General features: G+C 48.1%; 19 protein-coding genes. 10 read left to right on the top strand and 9 right to left on the bottom strand.

Going from position 1 to position 23436, the window contains the following annotated elements:
- Positions 1-82: 82 nt before the first annotated feature.
- The gene (locus INT32_RS20765; RefSeq protein WP_193090602.1) at positions 83-454 is read right to left on the bottom strand and encodes a TraR/DksA C4-type zinc finger protein; all 372 of its coding nucleotides are present in this window, start codon (positions 452-454) and stop codon (positions 83-85) included.
- Entirely contained in the window at positions 454-960 is a 507-nt protein-coding gene (locus tag INT32_RS20770; protein ID WP_193090603.1) for an Hsp20/alpha crystallin family protein, read from the bottom strand. Before INT32_RS20770 ends, INT32_RS20765 begins: the two co-directional genes overlap by 1 nt.
- A 641-nt stretch (positions 961-1601) precedes the next feature.
- Between INT32_RS20770 and INT32_RS20775 the strand changes: the two genes are divergently transcribed.
- Positions 1602-2417, top strand: a complete 816-nt coding sequence (locus tag INT32_RS20775) for a cyclic nucleotide-binding domain-containing protein (protein ID WP_193090604.1) — start codon at positions 1602-1604, stop codon at positions 2415-2417.
- Positions 2418-2788: 371 nt separating this feature from the next.
- Here the strand turns inward: INT32_RS20775 and INT32_RS20780 are convergent, their stop codons facing one another.
- The 3 genes from INT32_RS20780 to INT32_RS20790 all read right to left on the bottom strand — a co-directional run bounded on the left by INT32_RS20780 (position 2789) and on the right by INT32_RS20790 (position 6024).
- On the bottom strand, positions 2789-3832 hold the full coding sequence (locus INT32_RS20780; RefSeq protein WP_193090628.1) for a zinc-dependent alcohol dehydrogenase family protein: 1044 nt from the start codon (positions 3830-3832) through the stop codon (positions 2789-2791).
- Between the two features lie 216 nt (positions 3833-4048).
- The gene (locus INT32_RS20785; RefSeq protein WP_193090605.1) at positions 4049-5410 is read right to left on the bottom strand and encodes an MBL fold metallo-hydrolase RNA specificity domain-containing protein; all 1362 of its coding nucleotides are present in this window, start codon (positions 5408-5410) and stop codon (positions 4049-4051) included.
- Positions 5411-5550: 140 nt separating this feature from the next.
- Positions 5551-6024, bottom strand: a complete 474-nt coding sequence (locus INT32_RS20790; protein WP_193090606.1) for a universal stress protein — start codon at positions 6022-6024, stop codon at positions 5551-5553.
- A 171-nt stretch (positions 6025-6195) separates the two neighbouring features.
- On the opposite strand from INT32_RS20790, the gene INT32_RS20795 reads away from it, so the two are divergent.
- Positions 6196-6843: a BON domain-containing protein gene (locus tag INT32_RS20795; protein WP_193090607.1), complete on the top strand. Its 648-nt coding sequence runs from the start codon at positions 6196-6198 to the stop codon at positions 6841-6843.
- A 72-nt stretch (positions 6844-6915) separates the two neighbouring features.
- On the opposite strand, the gene INT32_RS20800 is transcribed toward INT32_RS20795, so the two are convergent.
- Genes INT32_RS20800 through phbB form a run of 4 tightly spaced genes read right to left on the bottom strand, consistent with a single transcriptional unit; the run spans position 6916 to position 12687 of the window.
- Positions 6916-9597: a bifunctional acetate--CoA ligase family protein/GNAT family N-acetyltransferase gene (locus tag INT32_RS20800; protein ID WP_193090608.1), complete on the bottom strand. Its 2682-nt coding sequence runs from the start codon at positions 9595-9597 to the stop codon at positions 6916-6918.
- A gap of 24 nt (positions 9598-9621) precedes the next feature.
- Positions 9622-10164 (bottom strand): phasin family protein, encoded by a 543-nt coding sequence (locus INT32_RS20805; protein WP_193090609.1) that lies wholly within the window; start codon positions 10162-10164, stop codon positions 9622-9624.
- A gap of 17 nt (positions 10165-10181) precedes the next feature.
- Positions 10182-11918, bottom strand: coding sequence for an alpha/beta hydrolase (locus tag INT32_RS20810; protein ID WP_193090610.1), 1737 nt, complete (start codon positions 11916-11918; stop codon positions 10182-10184).
- Between the two features lie 7 nt (positions 11919-11925).
- Positions 11926-12687: an acetoacetyl-CoA reductase gene (gene phbB, locus INT32_RS20815; RefSeq protein WP_226817329.1), complete on the bottom strand. Its 762-nt coding sequence runs from the start codon at positions 12685-12687 to the stop codon at positions 11926-11928.
- A 363-nt stretch (positions 12688-13050) separates the two neighbouring features.
- Between phbB and INT32_RS20820 the strand changes: the two genes are divergently transcribed.
- The 8 genes from INT32_RS20820 to INT32_RS20855 all read left to right on the top strand — a co-directional run bounded on the left by INT32_RS20820 (position 13051) and on the right by INT32_RS20855 (position 23415).
- A complete protein-coding gene (locus INT32_RS20820; protein WP_193090611.1) occupies positions 13051-14016 on the top strand; it encodes a hypothetical protein in 966 nt (321 codons plus the stop codon).
- Positions 14013-14519: a surface-adhesin E family protein gene (locus INT32_RS20825; RefSeq protein ID WP_193090612.1), complete on the top strand. Its 507-nt coding sequence runs from the start codon at positions 14013-14015 to the stop codon at positions 14517-14519. Before INT32_RS20820 ends, INT32_RS20825 begins: the two co-directional genes overlap by 4 nt.
- 89 nt (positions 14520-14608) lie before the next feature.
- Complete coding sequence (locus tag INT32_RS20830) at positions 14609-15448, top strand: universal stress protein (protein WP_193090613.1); 840 nt, start codon at positions 14609-14611, stop codon at positions 15446-15448.
- 344 nt (positions 15449-15792) lie between these two features.
- Complete coding sequence (locus tag INT32_RS20835) at positions 15793-19617, top strand: nitrate reductase subunit alpha (protein ID WP_193090614.1); 3825 nt, start codon at positions 15793-15795, stop codon at positions 19615-19617.
- Positions 19614-21155, top strand: a complete 1542-nt coding sequence (gene narH / locus INT32_RS20840; protein WP_193090615.1) for a nitrate reductase subunit beta — start codon at positions 19614-19616, stop codon at positions 21153-21155. The genes INT32_RS20835 and narH overlap by 4 nt, the downstream gene beginning before the upstream one ends.
- Complete coding sequence (gene narJ / locus INT32_RS20845; protein WP_226817330.1) at positions 21156-21848, top strand: nitrate reductase molybdenum cofactor assembly chaperone; 693 nt, start codon at positions 21156-21158, stop codon at positions 21846-21848.
- A gap of 66 nt (positions 21849-21914) precedes the next feature.
- Entirely contained in the window at positions 21915-22601 is a 687-nt protein-coding gene (narI, locus tag INT32_RS20850; RefSeq protein WP_193090616.1) for a respiratory nitrate reductase subunit gamma, read from the top strand.
- A gap of 16 nt (positions 22602-22617) precedes the next feature.
- Positions 22618-23415 carry a peptidylprolyl isomerase gene (locus INT32_RS20855; protein WP_193090617.1) on the top strand — a complete coding sequence of 266 codons (798 nt, stop codon included), beginning with the start codon at positions 22618-22620 and terminating at the stop codon, positions 23413-23415.
- Positions 23416-23436 lie beyond the last annotated feature (21 nt).

A 23436-nucleotide genomic window follows, 5' to 3' on the forward strand; every position in this document is an offset into this window, starting at 1 on the left:
GAACAGCAATACTTTTCTGAGGCTACGAACTGTCTATAAAAATCTGGTCGATTCAATCTTGGTAAACATGACACGCCTTTTTTTAATCTAAATTAAAATGCTTGTTATCCTGGCACTCAGCGCATCGGGTCGCTGTCGGCAGTGCAAACAAACGAGCTGTGGCAATTAGCTTGCCGCACTCTATACAAATACCGTACCGCCCATCGTTCATCCTCTGCTCAGCTTCCTTAACTGCGGCAAATCTGTCCTTATCAATCGCCAGCTCCGACGTACGTAGCTGCTCTAGCCGAATCAACTCTGACGTATCAGAACCCGTTCTTCCCTCGTTTTCAATAGCCTCGTGAAGATTAGCCAAATTTGCTTTTGAAATTTGAATTTCATCGAAAACTCCAGTGCGCAACTGACTGAGCAGCAGATGCAACTTTCGGATATCATCGCTAGAGAGCTGTTTCATTATGGTTCGGTTGGATTAAAAGTAAATAAATCGTGAATGATTCGACTCCGCTTGTCACTGGATAATAAGCAGGCTGTTTCTATCTTTACTTGTTTTTTAGGTAAAATCAATTCCAGTACTCCATCCTCATATTTTGCGAAAGCATTGGAATCTTCTATCTCGTGCGCTAGTGAAAAGCTTCGCGATTGATGGTCAAAGCAACATTCGCGACGCAACGCTGTCGCATCTGTTTGTTCTTCGCTTTCTCGGATTTCTGCAGCAACAATTGTAATCTTGTTGCCTTCTACTACTACCTTAAGATCTCTCTTTTTGATACCCTTTATCGCTAGCTTTATAGTGTATTTTTTTTCGTTCTCTAATATATCAATTGTAATTCTTGGCTGTATACCTCTATTACCAAGCTCGGAACGTAGGATAGTTCCCGGATAAAAGTCATCAATACTGCGCCATGGCGATAGCTGAGAAAGCTCAACAAATTGGGCTAGCTGCATCAAACTCTTGTCCATAATTAAGCCTCGTATGATTGATATTGTGATTCAGGCCATATATCGATCCAGAAAGATTCCGCGAGCGACACATGACAATTACCCGCGAGAAATCATCCTATCCTTTTCACAGCCACTCACTATTGACGGGCATCAATATTCCCCGCACTTATACAGTCGGCAATAAAATTGAAGCCAATGCAGCGGGCTGGCGACTGGAACTCCTAGACAAGTGCTATATGTACGCTCAATACGATAAAGAACGAGGCGAATAGGGAAATTGGATAGCTAAGAGTCATAATAAATGGGTACGGAATGGATGACTAACGTCAGGACCACGTGATACGCGCAGATAGCCTATAAATGCCTTAGAACTGCGGTAAAGATATTTTTATGTAAAAATTAACCATTATTGTGTTACATTTAGATAAAAATAACAGATCCATTTTATTTGACATAAATCAAAAACTTTAGTAAAAGAACTCCTATAATTGATACTAATTCAGAACACGTAGCAAAAATTACACATCCGCTAACAGCATAAAGGAAACTAACCAGCCTCCTTTTCGCAATTCCTGGACAAATGTTCAAAGGATTTGACAAATTAGCTAGTGACAGGATGACTCCTACTAACTGCACCATAAAAGAGCCGAGGATTCGCTATGTACAGCTACACGCTTACAGAGGCCCGGGATAATGGACGGATAAGTACCGCTCCCATTAACGATAGATCTGCAGAACTGTTTTCCTCTATGCAGGACGTTAAATCACTATTGCAATTAGATAACTTCAAAAATATTGAAGTATGCGCAACAGAAACACAATATGATCATCGACGCATCAAAAAAGGCCAACTTCTATACCGTCAAGGCCAGCCATTCCTTTCTTTATATATTGTAAGATTTGGTTTCATAAAACGAGTACTACGCGATACGGAAGGTGATGAACGGATTCTTTCATTTTCAATGAAAGGCAATCTTCTTGGATTTGATGGAATTTACGACCAACAGCACAGCACAGACGCGGTAGCACTAACTGATTGTGAAGTGGTCGTAATCCCATTTAAAAATTTACTGGCTTCAAATTATTCATACGAATGCTTGGAAAAATTGGTCTATATGGCAATGAGTCGGGAAATTAACGAGGACCAATCTGCCGTAAGCTTATCGAAGCCGCTTAAGTGTGAAGCACGAGTAGCCCGTTTTCTGGAGGAACTAGCCAGACGGTTTGCAACTCTGGGATACTCCTCAAAAGAATTTTATCTACCGATGACTCGCCGTGACATGGGCGGCTACTTAGGCTTGAGCCTAGAAACCGTCAGTCGCTGCCTGACTACACTGTCTTCGATGCAACTCATAGAAGTAGACAGAAATAACGTCAAAATACTAGAGCCAGAACTACTTCATCGATTTCACACCTTCCGTCTACCACCTATGAAACGTCTCGAGTTGCCCTCCGGCAATCTCGCTTCTCATTGAAATTAGCAAATATAGATTGCAAAGCAATTCGGCCGTTCTCCGACGCTCCACTGTCTGCATCTAATAACACATATGAATGAAGCCATTCACATGATGAACAAGAAGTATAGTGATTAATTAGAAATGAACTAGGCTGAGAACTAATCGTCGCCCAAGGCTGGCAAGACACGCTCTGCTTGATCATCTAACACATAAAAACAAACTCTTTTCGAATTTGACTGCTGACAGGCCACTTAAAACCTCGCCGAAGTCCTGATTTTCCATATCATGGAAATCAGGACTGATCTGAGTGGGCAACTTGATTACCCGATGTAGACAGCTAGTTCACTGATACAAACTTCAAATAGCCGAAGATGCACTGTAAAGTGACCTTAATCATCGCCGGCGCTGATGATAACTTTAAGTGCATTTTTTTCTGCAGCATTACCAAACACTTCATAAGCCTCCAAGATTTGATCAAAAGTAAAGCGATGCGTTATTAAATCTGCCGGCATCAATTTTTTTGATTCTACCGTTTTGAGTAACATTGGAGTAGTATTTGTATTGACCAATCCGGTAGTCAGGGTGATATTCTGTATCCAGAGTTTCTGCAACTCCAGATTTACGCTTTTGCCGTGAACACCAATATTTGCAATATGCCCTCCTGGCCTAACAATATGCTGGCATATGTCAAAAGTCTGTGGCAAGCCCACAGCTTCGATCGCGACGTCTACCCCATCCTTTGTATGTGCAAGCACCGCTTTGGCGACGTCGCCGTTGCTGCTATCGACCACGTGTGTTGCCCCTAACCTTACCGCCACATCTAGACGAGATCTATCCATATCAATCATTATGATTTTGGCGGGAGAATAAAACTGTGCCGTTAACAATGCGGCCATGCCAATTGGCCCCGCGCCAACAATAGCCACAACATCTCCCGGCTTCACTGCTCCATAAAGCACGCCTATTTCAAGACTCGTCGGAAATATATCGCTAAGCATAACCAGCGCCTCCTCGTCCCCGCCGGGTGGGATCGCGTACAAACTGTTGTCAGCATGCGGAATCCTCACATACTCGGCCTGAGTCCCATCAATTAGATTACCCAGTACCCAGCCCCCGTCCTCACAATGCGCATACATCTGCTTTTTGCAATACTCACATTTTCCACAAGACGTAATGCAAGAAATCAAGACATGATCTCCTTTCTTAAACGCGGTAACAGCGCTGCCAACTGCTTCCACTATGCCAACCCCCTCATGACCAAGAATCCGTCCACTCGTGACCGTTGGCACATCGCCCTTTAGAATATGTAGATCGGTGCCACAGATTGTGGTCTTGGTCATCTTGACAATCGCATCGGTTGGCTTTAATAGGGTAGGTTTGGAAACCTCTCCCCAGGCTATTTGTTCGGGTTCAAGATAAACTAGCGCATTCATGGTAGGTGTGGTATTCATGATGGTTTCCTTGGCGTTGCATTAATAAAAAACAATAATTAAATACTAAGCCAACCGGCGCCAGATATATTGACTACCATCAATGCACTACTAACCTTATAAATGATGCGACGATAAAGCCGCATTGATGTAGTAACTCAAGACTTCATTGTTCGCCGCACGCTTGCCAAATCTCCAAGCAACTATGGCACGCCCGCATCACAATAGTTCAATTGTTTCCATATAGCTGGCAGCGCGACACGACCAACCCAATTCGTCTTTAATTCTAAGTCGCAAAGTGTCTGCCGATTCCGGCTCTCCATGAACCAGAAAAGTCTCTTTTGGTGGTAGCGTGAAGTTGCTAAGCCATCGCATTAATTCGTCCGCGTCCGCGTGCGCTGACAACATTGATAGATTGTTTATCTCTGCGCGTACGGGGTAATACTGACCATGTATCTTGATACTTTGAGCGCCATGCAGGATTTTTGCACCACGCGTGCCCACCGCTTGGAAGCCGGCGAACACTATTGATGCCCTGGAATCAGGCAAGAATCGTTTTAGATGATGTATCACTCGTCCGCCGGTTGCCATACCGCTGGCAGAGATAATTATTTTAGGCATTGGCATACTATCTAGTTTTTTCGATTCTTCAACATCCCGAACATACTGTGCGCAACTAAAAGCCTCGGTGCAAAGAGCCTCATCTATCCGCAATTCATTCTTATAGGAACGATAGATATCAACCACATCTGTTGACATAGGACTATCCACATATATAGGCAGGTTTGCCGGCAAGCGACCAAGCTTCTTCAACTGATGTAGTAGTACTAGTAGCAATTGTGCGCGTCCAACAGCGAACGAAGGAATGACGACCGTCCCACCCCGCTGTATTGTCTTTTGGATAATCTCAGCCAATCGTTCCTTCGGATCGCGCTGATCATGAAGACGGTCTCCGTAGGTTGATTCCAGTATCAAATAGTCTGCATAGTTCACGTTTGCAGGAGTGCACATTAACGGGTCGTTATACCTACCCACGTCGCCTGAAAAAACAATTCGTCGTCCTTTCCAATATATTTCCACACTGGAAGCTCCCAAAATATGCCCGGCACGGGAAAAGCCGGCATGTATTTCAGGAGCAAGTTGATGTACAGTATCGAATGGGACCGGTCTGAACTGGCGCATGGTATTTTGAACGTCTTTAATCGTATATAACGGCAAAGCGGGGGTATGTTTAGATAGTCTATGCCTATTGGCAAAATCTGCATCAGACTCCTGTATATGTGCGCTGTCGGCAAGCAAGATTTCGCACAAGTCAATTGTGCCTTGAGTGGCATAAATTTTGCCACGATACCCATCGTGAACAAGGCGTGGCAAATAACCTGAATGGTCCAAATGCGCATGGGTCAGTAAAATGGCCTCAATACTACTCGGAGCGACGGGAAACTTTGACCAATTGCGTAAACGAAGTTGCTTCAACCCCTGAAATAAACCACAATCTATCAAAATTCGTCGCTCTTGCACTTCAAGCAAGAACCGAGATCCTGTGACATCACCTGCAGCGCCAAAAAATGAAAGTTTCATCGGTTCGTACCCCTCGTTTACCTTGACGCCCGTCTGGCACGATGAAATGCCGAGTAGTGCGTACTCTCATCGCTGTGAGAGGCTTATAAAAATTGAGATCTCGACAAACGATAAGTAAAGCTATTAAAGAGCCTCTGTTGTCAAATCATCAAAGGCGGGCTAACAGCCGCATTTATTGGAATCAATAATACAGGTCTAGTCGAAATTCTGACAAAGCTTTCTGCAACACTGCCGAGCAGGAGCCTCTTGAAGCCACCACGCCCATGAGTACCCAGAACAACTAAGTCAGCACTGAATTCGTCCGCGGAAATCTGAATTTGTTCCGCTGTACTCTTTTCTATATAGAAATTGTCTACAACACTAGAATGACCACATATACCCAACTGATTCATCCGCCAATCTGCTGATCTTGTTATGTCATCGCCTTCGGCTACCAGTCCATCATAGATAGGTGCGGGGTCATAGTTCATATCGGGTACGTAAAAATTTGGATATTCGATAATATACAATGCAAAGAGAATAGCATCGTTGTCTTTTGCAACCCGCAAAGCATAATCAAATGCCGCTTTGTTTATATCGCTGCCATCAATGGCAGCCAAAATTCTTGTATACATGTTCATCACTCCTTAAAACTCAAAGGTAGGATTTCATCATCTTACAAAAACTCATACATGCAATTGACAGTTATCAACATCGTAGTCTTTCATTACCCCCAAAATAGCGTTGTAGCCATTGCTACACGAACCTACCAATTAATCTCAATATTATTGAATTTGGAGAGTACTATGAATGATCAAGACCTTCGGCAAGATGTAATCGATGAGCTCAGCTTTGAGCCCAGCATTGACGATGCCGACATCGGAGTCGCTGTTGAAAATGGCATTGTTACGCTGTCCGGTCACGTAGCGAGCTACGCTGAAAAAATTACTGCCGAACGCGCTACGCAACGTGTTAAGGGTGTGCGTGGAATAGCACAAGAAATTGAGGTACGATTTCCCTCGGATAGCAAAACGGCGGATGACCAAATTGCCGAACGAGCAATAGATGTACTTGACTGGAACGTCATTGTCCCCTCGGAAAATATACAAGTGAAAGTCGAAAAAGGCTGGGTAACACTTTCAGGCCAGGTCAATTGGAACTTTCAAAAAACTGGCGCTGAAAACTCTGTGCGCAAACTAACGGGCGTAAAAGGTGTTGCGAACTTGATTGAAGTGACGCCAAAATTTCTTGCTGCTGACGTAAAATCCAGCATTGAAAAAGCACTCAAACGAAACGCTGAAGTCGAAATTAAAGGAATTCAGGTTCGTGTTGATGGCAATAAGGTTACACTTGAAGGCCGCGTGCATAGCTGGCCTGAAAGAGACGCGGCGCAACATGCAGCATGGTCCGTACCTGGTGTAACATGGGTCAAAGATAATCTGGTAGTCAGCTGATATTGCAATATCCACTTAAAGCTTATCTGCAGCGCTCTAAACAGATAAGCTTGTGGCTTTTATATGGGAAATCTACTGTAAGGTCAAGCTGATACTAATGACGTCATTTTCCCGATTGGATAACTGAAATCCAAACTTCCTGGCAAGGTTCAACATTTCAGCATTTTCAGCCAATACAGTGCCGACAATGCGGGCTGCGCCCCGTTCACGACAGTAACAAATAGCTTTGGATAATAATTTTGAGCCAAATCCTTTGGATTGCCATTCGGTACTTATAGCAATTCCCATATCAGCTTTCTGATTGTCTGGGTCAAAAACAAGCCGTATCTCCCCTAAAATCGACTCAGCGCCAACATCATCACAACTAGTGAGCACCAGCGTCATTTCACGATTGTAGTCAATCTGGGTGACTCTGGCGATTTCTGATTGAGGTAACTCACTTACTGAACAAAAGAAACGATTGTGAACATCTTTGCTCGACAGAGAGTGTAATAAAAGTTGATATGCTTTTAAATCAGTAGGAACGATAGGGCGTAATAAGAAAGTCGACTCTTTTCCATATGTTAACGTGAGCACTTCCTCTATCTCTTTTGGATAGGGTCGAATAGCAAGACGCTCTGTCCCCTTCAGTAAGGAAGATGCAATACTTACTCGCGCGTCAAGCGCGATTGCTCCATGCTCATCTAAGAGTAACGGATTTATATCGAGCTCCAGAATTTCAGGAATGTCAATCACCAGCTGTGATAGCTTAACCAGAATTGAATAAAGCGCTGGCAAATCCGCCTTTGGATGATCTCGGTAACCTTCCAATATTTTGAATATGCGAGTATTGGCTACCAGCTGTTTAGCAAGCGCCTCATTCAGTGGCGGCAGACTTACTGCACGATCATTAATGAGTTGCGTCAACGTTCCTCCACGGCCAAATAGAATTACAGGCCCAAATGTTCCATCATTTGCAACACCCAGTATAAGTTCATGAGCCATTGGCTTAATTATCATAGCCTGAACAGTAAATCCCGTTAACCGGGCTGGCGGAGTGAGCCGCTGCAGTCGAGCGGTCATTTGTTTCGCTGCGGCCAAGACTTCTTTCACCGAATTCAGATTAATCGCCACACCGCCTACATCTGATTTATGAGTGATATCGGGCGAAAGTATTTTCAGTACTGCCGGAAAACCTGTCTGCTGGGCTAGCTCGGACAGACTTTCCAATGTGGTCGCGACCAACGTCTCCACCACTGGAATACCGTAAGCAGCCAACACTTCCTTTGCTTCGACTTCGTTAAGCATACTACGTTGATTTTTCAATGCTTTCCCAACGATATCTCTCACTATTTGACTATTCACTGAAAACTCAACAGGCTGTGATTCCGGCACTTCGAGCAGTAGCTCCTGATTACGACGATAAGTTATCAATTGCAAAAATGCCTTGACTGCCTCTTCAGGCGTGGGGTAAGTAGGAATACCCGCAGCACTAAACATTTCTTTTGCTTTCGATACCCCTTTTCCACCAAGCCAACATCCGAATAGATTGCGGTCTGAAGCGGCAATCAACGGCATGCACTCACGTGCTATCGCTTCACTTCCAACAATCGCTGTGGGCGCATGAATGAACAACACAGCGTCGGAAGAACCATCACCAAGCACCACAGACAATGCATTTTTATACCGTTCGACTGGCGCATCTCCAATGATATCTATTGGATTAGCCTTTGACCACGTAGATGGCAATACCGCATTCAGTTTGCGCAAGGTATCATTCGACATAACCGTCAAATGCTCTCCTGCTAAACTCAATGCATCGGCCGCCATTACTCCTGGCCCCCCACCATTGGTCAGAATAACCAGTCTATCTCCATGTATTGGTTTGGCTCGCGATAATGTTTCTATGGCGCCAAAAAGCTCCTGAGTCGTATCCACTCGTAGCATCCCGGCTCGCTTGATTGCGGCATCGAATACTAAATCAGAACCTGCCATCGCTCCAGTATGCGACGCTGCAGCCATTGCGCCGGCGGGTGATCTTCCCGCTTTAACAACAATGACCTGTTTGTTGCGAGCAGCAGCTCGTGCCGCCGACATAAATTTTCTGGCGAACTTGATAGACTCAATATAAAGTAAGATGCTACGGGTATCTGGGTCGCTGCCAAGATAGTCCAGAATATCGCCAAAATCGACGTCGGCGCTATTACCCAGAGAGATAAATTTTGAAAAACCAATATTGTTTGAACTGGCCCAATCCAGTACGGCAGTAGCGAGCGCACCTGATTGTGAGACAAAAGCTATCTTTCCTGGTATCAAAGAGGCGCTTGCAAAACTTGCATTCAAATGAAGACTAGGAATAATCAGTCCGATACAATTAGGCCCCAGGATTCTGAGCAAATGTGGCCTTGCTGCATCAAGCATGGCCTGCTGCACGGTGATCTTTTCGTTGGTAATAGTATCCCCAAGACCAGCAGTCAACACGATGGCTGCCTTGGTTCCAATACTGCCCAGTTGAGATATTAAGTCTGGTATGGTAGCAGGTGGTGTACAGATAATTGCCATGTCCGGAACGACGGGCAGAGCGGATAGATTATGAAATGTCGGCAGGCCAGAAACACTATCGTATTTTGGATTTACTGGCATAATGCGCCCCGCAAACCCCCCGCTTATCAAATTTAACATGACTGTTGCACCCACACTGTGGGCGCGATTCGTTGCGCCAATCACAGCGATGGATTTTGGCCGAAACAAGTAATCCAGATTCCGTATACTCATCGTCAATACCCTTCTCAAGCTACATTACTTTACTGAGCTGGTCGCCTGCTTCTTAGCAGAAGCTTCTTCTTTTCCAGTCATCAGCATGTTTCCTGAATGAGGAACCACGGAAGGCATCGCTTTGACCCCTTGCGTTGCCAAGTCTATTGCATCCTGAAAAGACTTTTGCCAGACTGAATACAATGCACTTGCCGAATTGGTATCGCTACCTGCTGCTGTTTGCAAGAAGCTAGCACGTGTCGCCATTACGTTCATATTCTTGTTTACAATATCGAATATCTTAGTTTGCGTCTCCGTAGTAACGTTCAAAATTTGTTGTTGCATCCTGATACATTCATTGGGCGCATCGGAAAAAAAGGCCGAATACAACGACATCAGACCATGCGGGTCCCGAACTGCGGCTGCCGCTTGAAAAAATTTCAATTGTTCTTCACACATCCGATGTGTCTGTTCATGCAGCATGTTCTCAATACGACCTGTTCCATCGAAGAACAATTCAGATATTTCGCGACTTACCTCTACTTGCTGCTGATATAACTCCAGCGCATTATCTCGTACCACATTCATAATATTCTCCAAAATAATCAAGTGATATACACATAACTTCCAGGTGCTGCTACTAGGTTTTTCGTGTCTTTCGGTTTAGCCGTTATAGGTACTTCTTTCGATGAGTGGCTGGCGAGCCATAATTGCCATTGTGGCCACCATGATCCATTTCGCTGTTCAGAATTAACTATCCACTTATCAGGATCTTCATATTCACCTCCAACTAGTCTTGACGAGACTCGATAGCTAATCTTCTTATTTCCACTTACTTGGGGAGGATTCACGATGCCAACGTTATGGCCGCCAGAGGTCAATACAAACGTAACTTCACAATCTGTTAACCAGTGTATTTTGTAAACAGACTTCCAAGGCGATACATGGTCACGTTCAGTGCTCACACAAAACACGGGCAGATGAAGGTCTTTCAACGCGATCGGCTTTCCACCCACAACAAACCGCCCTTCAGCCAGATCGTTATTCAAATAAAATTTACGTAGATACTCACTATGCATTCGATATGGCATTCGCGTAGCATCCGCATTCCACGCTCGTAGATCGGTCATCGGTGTTTGTGCGCCCATTAAATACTCGTGAACCAGCTTTGACCAAACCAAATCTTTTGAGTTTATAAGTGCAAAAGCACCTGCCATTTGTGTACCGTCTAGGTATCCCTGGTTCGACATGAGAATCTCAAGATAGGAGATTTGGCTTTCGTCTATAAACAACCCGAGCTGACCTGGATCCTTGAAGTCCAACTGACTTGCCAGTAACGTTAGCGTGGCCAAAGTATCAGGTTTTTGACGTTGCAGCGCAGCAGCGACAAGCGCCAGCAGCGTGCCACCAAGACAGTACCCGACTCCGTGAATTTTCCGTTGTGGGTTTTTTTTCACGATTTCATCCAGGGCGGACATGACCCCCAGATCGAGATAATCGTTCAATGATAAATCACGGTCCTCTTTTTGAGGATTCTTCCATGAAATCATAAAAACAGTATGCCCCTGGCCAACCAAGTATTTAACCAGGGAGTTATGGGGAGATAGATCAAGAATGTAGTATTTCATGATCCACGACGGAACAATTAGTATTGGTTCTGGGTAAACTTTCGCGGTCACCGGCTCATACTGGATCAGCTCTATCAAATCATTAGCGTATATGACCTTTCCTGGTGTTATTGCAACGGTCTTACCAGGGATGAAATTCTCTGTTCCTCTGGGCTTTCGCTGCAATAATAGATTCGAAACGTCCTGTTGCCAATTGAGCGCTCCTCGAATCAAATTAACTCCGCCAGTGGAGAAGGTATAGCGTAGCACCTCTGGATTAGACATTAAATAATTCGACGGAGAGATCATATCGAGCCATTGCCGAGTGACAAATTTGACAACATCTTCATGATGCGAAGAAACACCTCGCACGTTGCCCATCGCCTCTAACCACCACTGCTCTGCTAATAAGAACGCTTGTGCTGACCAATTATACGGCGCTTGATCCCATGCTGCATTCGTAAAGCGCTTATCATTTGCTTGCTCTGTATTTTGGGTGACCGACTTGTTTGGCGTCAGCTCCTGTACATATCTGGTCCAAGCAGCCAGTTGGCGTAAAACACCTTCAGACATATCTCGCTGTTTGTCAGGGGATGCCGCAACGTGACTAATCCAATCAAGATAGGCACCAACTATTGATGCTGCTGCAATACCGTGAGTAAATGGCACTAGCTTCTCGTGAACAATTGCATCCGACGAACCTGGTTGAATCAACTCTTGATCTATTTTTTTCATTTCAGTCTCAATACATATGTTGGCCACCGTTAATCGAAATATTACTGCCGGTAATGAAAGCTGCGTCATTTGAAGTTAAAAAAGCAACCAATGCTGCAACTTCGTCGGGCTCACCTAAGCGTCCTACCGGTATTTCCGGCAAAATCTTGCTATTTAAAATATCCTCAGGCACTTTGCTTACCATGGGCGTTCGTAGATAACCAGGCGAAACGGTATTTACCGTCACACCCTTTCTGGCCACTTCCAACGCAACCGATTTGGTAAATCCGTGCACTCCAGCCTTCGCTGCGGAGTAATTCGATTGCCCAAAAGCGCCCTTTTGACCATTGACAGACGAAATATTGACAATTCGTCCCCAGCCCTGCTCGATCATGCCATCAAGGACTTGCTTGGTCATGTTGAAGATACTATCCAGATCGGTGCGAAGCACGGCATTCCAATCCTCCCACGTCATTTTTCGAATCGACATGTCACGGGTAATACCAGCATTATTGATAAGTACGCTAATTGCACCCATATCGTCCACAATCTGTGCGACAGTCGTTTCACAAGAAGTGATATCAGCAACGTCCAGACAGAATGCCTGGAACTCGAAGCCGTTGTGCCGTTGTTGTTCCAACCACTGAGAAACATGATCATTATCAGGAGAACAAGTTGCAGCTACCCTCATACCACTGAGCGCCAATTTTTGGCACAGTGCGGTCCCTAATCCCCCCATGGCACCGGTTACGACTGCCACTCGGGCTAATGGCATTGTTGAAACTGACATGTAACTCTCCTTGCTTGATTGTTGCGTCACCATCGCCACAGATGAGGACCTATATGCTTAGCGTACGCTTTGGCAGATCACCGACATTGCGCAATATCAATAACAATGCAAATTGAGCGATTTTGCACCCCTTAATTGCCTAAATAATTATTGCAACCGCAATGGAAAGCGCTAGAATCAATTAACCAAAGTTGCTACTCAATAGTGAGCGGAATCTAGTAGGAATCGAAGTAGCGCCTATTGAATAAGTGCAGCCAGGATTTGAAGTTCCATTACAAGAATTTCCGAATACCGCAAGGAGAGTCACGCGATATAGATTATTGAACTATCCACACATGATCTTTCAGACTTTCGAATATATCCATGACAGAAAATATTATGAAAAAATTGAGTGCTTCAAAAAAATACAGTCCGAACGCACCCTTTCTTGTTGAAAAACAGGCTGAAATGGACGGCGTGCAAATGGGTGTACTCGAAAATGGCCTTCCCTTTCTTACAGAACGCGGGCTGGCCCGTATGTGCGGAATCGACCGAAAAGTGCTGAATAAGCTATCGATCGCATGGGCAGATGAACAGCGAAAACCTCGCGGTAAAAAAATCAATCAACTACTGGATGAAATTGGTTATACAGAAGCAACGCTGCATCTGGGCGCTGAATATCAAGGCAGAAAAATAAACGTATACACAGAGCCCGTCTGCTTTGCAATACTCGAATATTATGCTTTTATTACTAATAGACCGAGACTACAAGCGATCAATGCCTTCAGGTCGATGGCCCGTATTACCTTTCGAAAATTCATATACGATTCTGTTGGATATAAACCCGAACAACGAATTCTTGAACAATGGAAACACTTTCATGATCGACTTGATCTGACACAGAATACGGTTCCTGATGGGTATTGGGGAGTATTTAAAGAGATCGCCATTATGATTATTCCCCTGATTAATGCCGGCGTCATTATCAGTGACAAGGTACTCCCTGATATCTCCGTAGGACGTGCTTGGAGCGAGTACTGGACAAAAAATGATCTCGAATTTAAATTTGGAAAGCGCATTAAATACCGCCATGAGTACCCGGACTATTATCCCCAAGCCAAGTCCAATCCTCAGCCATCATATGCCTATCCCAATGACGCGCTTGGTAAGTTTAGAAATTGGCTACAAAACAACTACATTCTCAACAAATTTCCGACTTATCTTTTAGGCCAAGCATCTAAAGGAAGTGTTACTTCAAACGTTGTGCGACAAACCATAGAGGCGTTTGGTAAAAAAAGTATTCCCCGCCAAAAATTATTGGAAAATCAACATAAGAAGACCACGAAATGACCAAGTTCACTTTGTGTATCTCTGTTTCGGTGGCGATGCTGTTCGGTGGGTGTAATACTACTAATCCTGTTCCTACACGAGTGGCTGAAGAGCGCCATTGGGAGTTCTTGGCTGATGGTGGTGGGTTTGATTTTTATATTGATTTAAAAAGCATAAATTGGACGCAGAATAATGGGCATCAGATTATGGATTATGTTGTTCTAATCAATGGCGCGGACTCACCCTTATTTAAATCTCAGAATGTTAAATCACTGATTAGTACTAATCGCATCGACTGTGACTCAAAACTATTCAAGGTACTTCAATCCACTTCTTATGAATTGATTTTTGGTAAGGGTAATACTTTATTAGTCAGCACTGATTCATCAGCCTACACAGCTATTCGACCCGAAACCGCTATGGGAATGGTTCGAAACCTTTTTTGCCCAGTATCCAAATCTGAAATGATTGAACCTATGTCAACAAATAATTTTTCTTTCACAGAGAAGATGCTGAACGACTGAGATACCAGTTGCGCAGCTCGAACGCTTCGATTATTTCCTGTTGTTAACTGCAATACGTTGCAAACAAATCCAATACAAAGGAGTTTCTTATGTTAAATTCTCGTCTTATCTACATGCCCCTGCTCACCTATCCAGACGTGGTTCCGAACGAGGCGGTCACGGCTGCCGTGGCTTTCGCGCCTATGATAGGTTGCGAGCTTCATGTCACAACTTTCGCTGTGAATTTTCCGAACGTATATTCTCCGTTGGATGGGTTGTTCCTGAGTATCCCCGAAATCATTGGCGCTGCGGAACAAACCAGTCAAGCAAACTGTAGGCGGCTTGAAGCGTTGGTTCATAATGAAGCAGATAAGACTATAAGAGTCGAGAGTTCTAGCAAGACATTGGGCATGGGGATGATAGAAGAAACTGTAGCCAGCGACGCACGATATTTTGATATCGCTCTATTCCCTTGGGCAAAGGATCTCCCCGTCGTCCAAGACGTTGTTCAGGCAGTCATCTTTGATTCTGGCCGGCCAGTGATTCTCGTTCCTCAGACGGAGAACTCGGGACCGATCGAGCACATGGCAGTAGCTTGGGACGGAACTCGTGCTGCAGCGCGCGCACTTGCTGATGCCATGCCACTTATGACAGAACACACCCGTATTACGGTGCTGACGATTCAAGGCGAAAAAGAACTTGCAAGAGTTGACCTGGCAGAGTCTCTCGCTACGTCATTGAGAAGACGCGGATTTCAGGCTCAAGCTCACACGGTAACGCTTGATCAGCGCCCAATTGCCGAGGTTTTGCAAGAATCGGCACTTGCTATGGGAGCGAATTTGCTAGTCATGGGCGGCTTTGGGCATTCTCGCATTCGTGATTTTGTCCTAGGTGGCGCTACCAAGGGTGTTTTTGCTGACCTTAGAATACCAGTTCTGTTTTCACATTAAATAGGCTGGTTGAAGCTCAGTAAGTTAATCTAAATCCGAACTGGATTTCCCTGAACTTAGAATACGAAATTCGACGCACGCTAAGGGACGGGCTTTAACCAACCGAACTGCATCAAAGTCGGGCCATTTAGAGAATCCATATGTTGAGGAATTGGTTAAACTCATATATGATGATTACACGCTGCATCGCTTTGACCAGACATCGGTCGCATACTGCTCGATGCAGTGCCAAGGCTCAGGCCGACCTAGGTCTGTCCTATTTGCGGCTCAGGAGGAACTATGGTTTGCATGTGTTACCCACTGAGTGTGGCCCCTGTTCACATATTCGAAGCGCAGGCTACACCATGAGCCATTTTCTTGATCGGCTCAAGTATTTTTCCACTGACCGGCCTGAATTTTCAGATGGTCTTGGTATAACCATCAAAGAAGACCGTAAGTGGGAAGAAGCCTACCGAAAGCGATGGCAGCACGACAAAATCGTACGTTCTACCCATGGCGTAAATTGCACAGGGTCCTGTTCCTGGAAAATCTATGTCAAAGGCGGCATCGTTACCTGGGAAACACAACAGACCGATTATCCTCGCACCCGCCCCGACATGCCCAATCACGAGCCCCGCGGCTGTTCGCGCGGGGCTTCTTATTCGTGGTATCTATATAGCGCCAACCGGCTTAAGTACCCGCTCGTTCGCAGCGCCTTGCTCAAACTGTGGCGCAACAAACGCAGTACGCTGGCGCCCGTTGAGGCCTGGGCAGCAATCGTCGACGACTGTGACGCGCGGACATCGTATACCCGCCGACGTGGCCTAGGCGGTTTCGTCAGATCCAGTTGGGACGAAGTCAACGAAATCATTGCCGCATCCAACGTGCATACCATCAAGCGCCATGGACCAGACCGCATCGTCGGTTTTTCGCCCATACCGGCGATGTCGATGATTTCATATGCGTCAGGGAGCCGCTATCTATCGCTGATCGGCGGTGTCAACCTCAGCTTCTACGACTGGTATTGTGATCTGCCGCCCTCTTCTCCCCAGACCTGGGGAGAACAGACCGACGTACCCGAGTCGGCAGACTGGTATAACTCGACCTTCATCATCATGTGGGGCTCCAACGTTCCACAAACACGCACACCTGATGCGCATTTCATGACCGAGGTTCGCTATCGCGGAACCAAGGTCGTGTCCATCTTCCCGGATTATGCCGAGGGAGCCAAATTCGGCGATCTCTGGATGCACCCCAAGCAGGGAACCGACGCGGCGCTGGGTCTGGCTATGGGCCATGTCGTCTTGAAAGAATTTCACGTCGCTGGTAAAAGCGACTATTTTGCAGACTATTGCCGACGCTATACCGATATGCCGATGCTGGTGCGCATTGTCAGGCAAGGCGATCACTATGTGCCTGAGCGGATGCTGCGGGCTGATGAGTTCGACGATGCGCTGGGGCAGGACAACAACGCCGCCTGGAAGACCGTGGTGCTGGACGAGATCAGCGGCAAGCCTGTTGCGCCCATCGGATCGATTGGCTTTCGCTGGGGCCAGAAAGAAGGTGGCGATGCGGGCAAGTGGAATATCAAAGAAGAGGATGCACAGGGTAACCCTATCCGTGCACGCCTGTCACTTGTGCAGGATCACGACCAGGTTATTGACGTTGCTTTTCCCTATTTCGGTAACGCCGAAAGCACGCACTTTACCCATACCGGCCACGACAGCGTGCTGGCACGCCGGATAGGTGTAAAACAAATTGCCACACGCAATGGCCAAGTGCTTGTCGCCACAGCCTACGACTTATTCATTGCCAACTATGGCGTGGATCAGGGGTTAGGCGGCGATAACGTTGCGGCCAGCTTTGACGACGATATACCTTACACTCCCGCCTGGCAGGAAAAAATCACAGGCGTCAGCCGGCGAGACGTCATCGCCGTCGCCCGCGAGTTTGCCGAAAATGCCCACAAGACGGAAGGCAAGTCGATGATTATCATCGGTGCTGGCCTGAACCACTGGTTCAATATGGACATGAGCTATCGGTCGGCAATCAATTTGCTAGTCATGTGCGGCTGCGTAGGTAAGTCGGGCGGCGGGTGGTCTCATTATGTGGGTCAGGAGAAACTGCGTCCGCAAACGGGATGGCTACCCCTGGCCTTCGCCACGGATTGGCATCGTCCGCCCCGCTTCATGAATGGCACATCGTATTTCTATGCCCACACCGATCAGTGGCGCTACGAAACGCTGAAGATATCAACGCTCTTGTCACCGCTGGCCGACAAACACGAGTTTCCCGAAAATCCTATTGACTACAACGTCAAGGCCGAGCGTATGGGATGGTTGCCCTCCGCGCCGCACTTCAGCACCAATCCGCTGGATATCGGAAAAGCTACGGCCAATGGTGACGCGGCAGCTTATGTTGCCAGCGGGCTCAAGGACGGTTCCATCAAAATGGCCTGTACTGACCCTGACGCGCCGGAGAATTTTCCGCGCAATATGTTTATCTGGCGCTCCAACATACTAGGATCTTCGGGCAAGGGGCATGAGTATTTTCTCAAGCACCTGTTGGGTGCCGAACATGGCGTGCAAGGCAAAGACCTGGGTGCTAGCGGGGGAGTGCGCCCGCAGGAGGTGGTATGGCACGACCAAGCTCCCGAAGGTAAGCTCGATCTGATCGTCACTCTGGACTTTCGCATGTCGACGACCTGTTTGTATTCGGACATCGTACTGCCGACAGCCACCTGGTACGAAAAGGATGACATGAACACCTCAGACATGCATCCTTTTATTCATCCCCTGTCCACCGCCGTCGATCCGGCATGGCAGTCGAAAAGCGACTGGGATATATACAAAGGCATCGCAAAACGGTTCTCTGAGTTGACAGAGGGCCATCTCGGGGAAGAGCGCGATGTCGTGCTTTTCCCGCTCCAGCACGACAGCACGGATGAAATATCGCAGACCGGCGACATTGCCGACTGGGGCAAGGGCGAATGCGATCCGGTGCCGGGCAAAACCATGGCCAATGTCATGACTGTTGTGCGCGATTACCCTAACACCTACAAGAAATTCACTTCGCTAGGCCCCTTACTCGACAAGATGGGCAATGGCAGTAAAGGCATTACCTGGCAGACCGGCGAAGAAATCGAACTGCTGCGTGGTCTGAATCGTGTTGTGCGCGAAGAAGGCATTTCGAAAGGCCGACCGCAAATATATTCAGGCATTGACGCGGCCGAAGTCGTGCTGTCTCTCGCACCCGAAACCAACGGTGCGGTGGCCGTCAAAGCCTGGGAAGCCGTGTCCAAAATGACCGGACTGGATCATACTCACCTGGCCCGCAGCCGCGAAGACGAAAAAATACGCTTTCGCGATATCCAGGCCCAGCCCCGCAAAATCATTAGCTCTCCAACCTGGAGCGGCATCGAGTCCGAGCATGTTTCGTACAATGCGGGATACGTGAACGTTCATGAGTTCATTCCGTGGCGCACCCTGTCGGGCCGCCAGCAGCTCTATCAGGACCATCGCTGGATGCGCGATTTTGGCGAATCGCTCTGTGTCTACAAACCGCCCTTGGATACGCGAAGTACATTGGGCATGGAAGATACCCATTCGAATGGCAACCCCGAAATCGCGCTGAACTTCCTGACCCCTCACCAGAAATGGGGCATACACAGCACCTACACCGACAATCTCTTGATGCTGACCTTGTCGCGCGGTGGGCCTATCGTCTGGCTGTCCGAAATCGACGCGCAGAAAATAGGCGTGGTCGATAACGACTGGATCGAAGCATTCAACGTGAATGGCGCGCTCTCCGCGCGCGCTGTCGTCAGCCAGCGCATCCCCAAAGGCGCTGTGTTTATGTACCACGCGCAGGAAAAAATCATCAATACACCCGGATCCGAAGTCACCGGCGTACGTGGTATTCATAACTCCGTTACACGCATCACTCCCAAACCTACACACATGATAGGTGGCTATGCACAACTGGCCTATGGCTTCAATTACTACGGCACGGTCGGCTCAAACCGAGATGAGTTCGTTATTGTCCGAAAAATGAGCACCATAGACTGGAAAGATGAGTCTACCCCCGCTTCTGTACTGTCAGACAGCGAAGCGGCTAGGCATCTGCATACGCTGGAGCACGGTGCCCCCACCCTGGCCATGGCCGAAAAAGAAAAGGGAGACGACAAATGAAGATCCGCGCACAGATCGGCATGGTGATGAATCTGGACAAGTGCATTGGATGTCATACCTGTTCAGTAACCTGTAAAAACGTATGGTCCTCACGAGAAGGCGTAGAGTATGCCTGGTTCAATAACGTAGAAACCAAGCCTGGCGTAGGTTATCCGCAGGACTGGGAGAACCAGAAGCGCTGGAATGGCGGCTGGAAACGCAAGGCCAACGGCAAAATAGCGCTGAATGCGGGCAGCAAGTGGAGAGTGCTGTCCAAGATCTTCGGCAATCCCGATCTGCCCGAAATTGACGACTATTACGAGCCTTTTACCTTCGACTATGCGCATCTGCACGACGCGCCGGATGTGAAGGTGGGGCCGGTAGCACGACCACGCTCGTTGATCACTGGCGAGCGCATGGAGAAGATCGAATATGGCCCGAACTGGGAAGAGTTACTCGGTGGGGAGTTCGAGAAACGAAAGGCCGATTACAACTTTGACCAGGTCCAGACGGAAATCTACGGCGAGTTCGAGAATACGTTCATGATGTATCTGCCACGACTGTGCGAACACTGCCTGAATCCAGCCTGTGTTGCATCCTGTCCGTCGGGTGCGATTTACAAGCGAGAAGAAGATGGCATTGTCCTGATCGACCAGGACAAATGCCGCGGCTGGCGCATGTGCGTATCGGGCTGTCCGTACAAGAAAATCTACTACAACTGGCAAAGCGGTAAATCTGAAAAATGTATTTTCTGCTATCCACGCATAGAGGCCGGTGAGCCCACCATTTGCTCGGAGACCTGTGTCGGGCGTATCCGTTACCTGGGTGTCTTGTTGTACGATGCGGACCGCATAGAAGAGGCGGCATCAGTAGAAAACCCTGAAGATCTTTACGAAGCTCAACTGTCCATCTTTCTGGATCCCCACGACCCTGCTGTCTGTGAACAGGCGCTGCGCGATGGTGTCCCTGAAAACTGGCTGGAAGGTGCGCGGCACTCCCCAGTCTACAAAATGGCCATGGACTGGAAAGTAGCCTTCCCGCTGCATCCCGAATACCGTACGCTGCCCATGGTGTGGTATGTGCCACCCCTCTCGCCGATTAGCACCGCCGCCAATGATGGCAGGCTAGCGACCCACGGCCTGCTGCCCGATGTCGATTCCCTGCGCATCCCACTGCGCTACCTTGCCAATCTGCTGACCGCTGGAAAAGAAGCGCCGGTGCGCCTTGCACTCAAGCGCATGCTGGCGATGCGCGCCTTCATGCGGACAAGACATGTCAACCGATATGACGATCCGGCGCTGCTCGAAGAAGTCGGCCTGACCATCGAACAAATCGAGGACATGTACCGATATATGGCGATTGCCAACTATGAAGACCGCTTTGTCATCCCGACCACTCACCGTGAATATGCGGAAGATGCCTTTGACCTGCGTGCCTCCTGTGGTTTCTCATTCGGCAACGGTTGCTCTGACGGCACCACGGAAACCAGTCTGTTCGGCGGTTTCAAGGGAATAGACAAGAAACGCAAGACTATCCCTATACGGGCGGCGGGAGACTAGATGAAAGAAATGAAAGACCACGGTCTGATACTGAGTATGCTCAGCGCCCTGCTCGACTATCCCGATCAGGCGCTGCTCGACTCCTTACCCGAGATTCGGACAACTGTCGCCGATCATGCAGCCCTGCCGCCCGCCACCCGTGCATCACTGTGCGAACTGGTCGACTATCTGGACAGAGCAGACTTGCTGGACCTGCAAGAAGCGTATGTCGCGACTTTTGATCGTGGACGCAACACTTCGCTTTATCTCTTCGAGCATGTGCATGGTGAATCACGCGATCGCGGACAGGCCATGGTGGATTTGCTGGCCATGTACGAAAAAAGCGGGCTGTTTCTGGGTGCCAAGGAGTTACCTGACTACCTGCCCGTTTTTCTGGAGTTTGCCGCGCACGAACCCGCGAAGCGCGCCCGCAGCCTGCTGGGCGAAGTCGCTGACATTAATCGCACTATTGCCACACACTTGGCCCAACAGGGAATTAGGTACGCTGCAGCCGTTGCAGCCCTACTTCCTATGGCGGGACAGCCTCCACTATCCAAAGATGTGTGGATTGCTCCGCGCGATGAAGACAACGCAACCATCGACACTGAGGTCCTGGACAAGGAATGGCAGGACGAGCCCGTTAGTTTCCTCAATGCCCAGGCGCCAACGCAGGATCAGCCTGTCAAGTTTTATCCTACACGCCCGCCCCAATAGACACGACGCGCGTTACACCGGCTTTTCATCCAGCTTTCAGGACAAGAGTATTTTAGGAGGCAGTTCATGAGTTCAAGCACTACAAATATGCTGCTATTTGGTGTGTATCCTTATATTTGCGTGACAATCTTGCTGCTGGGTAGTCTGATACGGTTCGACCGCGAGCAATACACCTGGAAAAGCGACTCTTCCCAGTTGCTCCGGCGCAGACAATTGCGCCTGGGCAGCAATCTCTTTCACTTTGGCATACTGATTGTGATCGCAGGCCATTTTGTGGGATTTCTGGCACCCCACTGGATGGTCGCCCCTTTCCTGTCAGCATCGCAGCACCAATTGCTGGCCATGGTCGGCGGTGGCGCAGCCGGCATCGTCGCTATTGTCGGGTTGAGCATTCTGTTCTATCGTCGGCTGGCAGATCCCCGCATACGTATCAACAGCGCCCATGCCGACATCCTGGTATTGGTGTTCCTGTGGGTGCAGCTGGCCCTGGGTCTACTGACGGTGCCAATGTCGTTGCAGCATATGGATGGCGCCATGTTCGAAATCCTGACCAACTATGTCAAGGGCATCGTCACCTTCGACACGGGCAGTGCTGCGCTGATCGCCACCGTGCCTTTTGTCTACAAAGCCCATATTTTTCTGGGCTTCACCATTTTCCTGATTTCACCCTTCACGCGTTTAGTACACATCTGGAGCGGCTTGGCTACCGTCGGCTATCTTGTCCGCCCTCATCAGATCGTACGCAAACGCTGATTCAAGGATTGTCTGCATGATAAATTCCACTTCCAGCGCAGAAACATCGCTTAACAGTAGCCAGTTACTTGTCAATGGTGTGTTGATTGAAGACAGCGTCATCGCTATCGAAACAGCGTCGCATCCAGACGAACCCGATCCAGATTTCGCCGCTCGACGCGCGTTGGTGTTGCGAGAACTGCTGACCCAGCAGGCCCGTGCAAAAAATTTGCTGGATGACGCCACCAGTATTGATGACGATACGATCGACCGCCTCCTGGCCTTGGAATGCGCAATGCCAGAGCCCAATGAAGCAGAATCCCGGCGCTATTATCGCGCCAACGTTTCGAAATTTCGCAGCCCGGATATTGTCCATGCCCGACATATTCTGTTCGCTCTCACTGATGGCGTATCCATGCCCAAGCTGCGCGCACGGGCCGAGGAAGTCCATCGCGATGTCGCACAGCATCCCGACAAGTTCGACGAACTAGCGCGTAGCTTATCCAATTGCCAGTCGGGCAAGGTTGGCGGCAGTCTCGGCCAGCTCACCCGGGGGGAAAGCGTTGCTGAGTTCGACAAAGCGCTATTTGACACCAAACAGACCGGCCTGCTGCCTGGATTGGTCAGAACGCGCTATGGCTTTCATATCGTAATGGTAGAGCGAAGACTGGACGGTCGGGAATTGCCCTTTGAGGCTGTTTCCGAAAAGATCGAACAATACCTGCGTGACTACGTCAGGCACAAAGCTATCCAGCAGTATCTGACTTTGTTGGTGTCTGGCGCGCAACTTCAAGGCATCACACTGGATGTTACCCAAGGACCTCTTTTACAGTAATGCGGACAATAAGCGCCCGCA

Origin of the sequence: Advenella sp. FME57 (assembly GCF_014897675.1) — a bacterium.
In the GTDB taxonomy this organism is placed as follows: Bacteria; Pseudomonadota; Gammaproteobacteria; order Burkholderiales; family Burkholderiaceae_B; genus Advenella.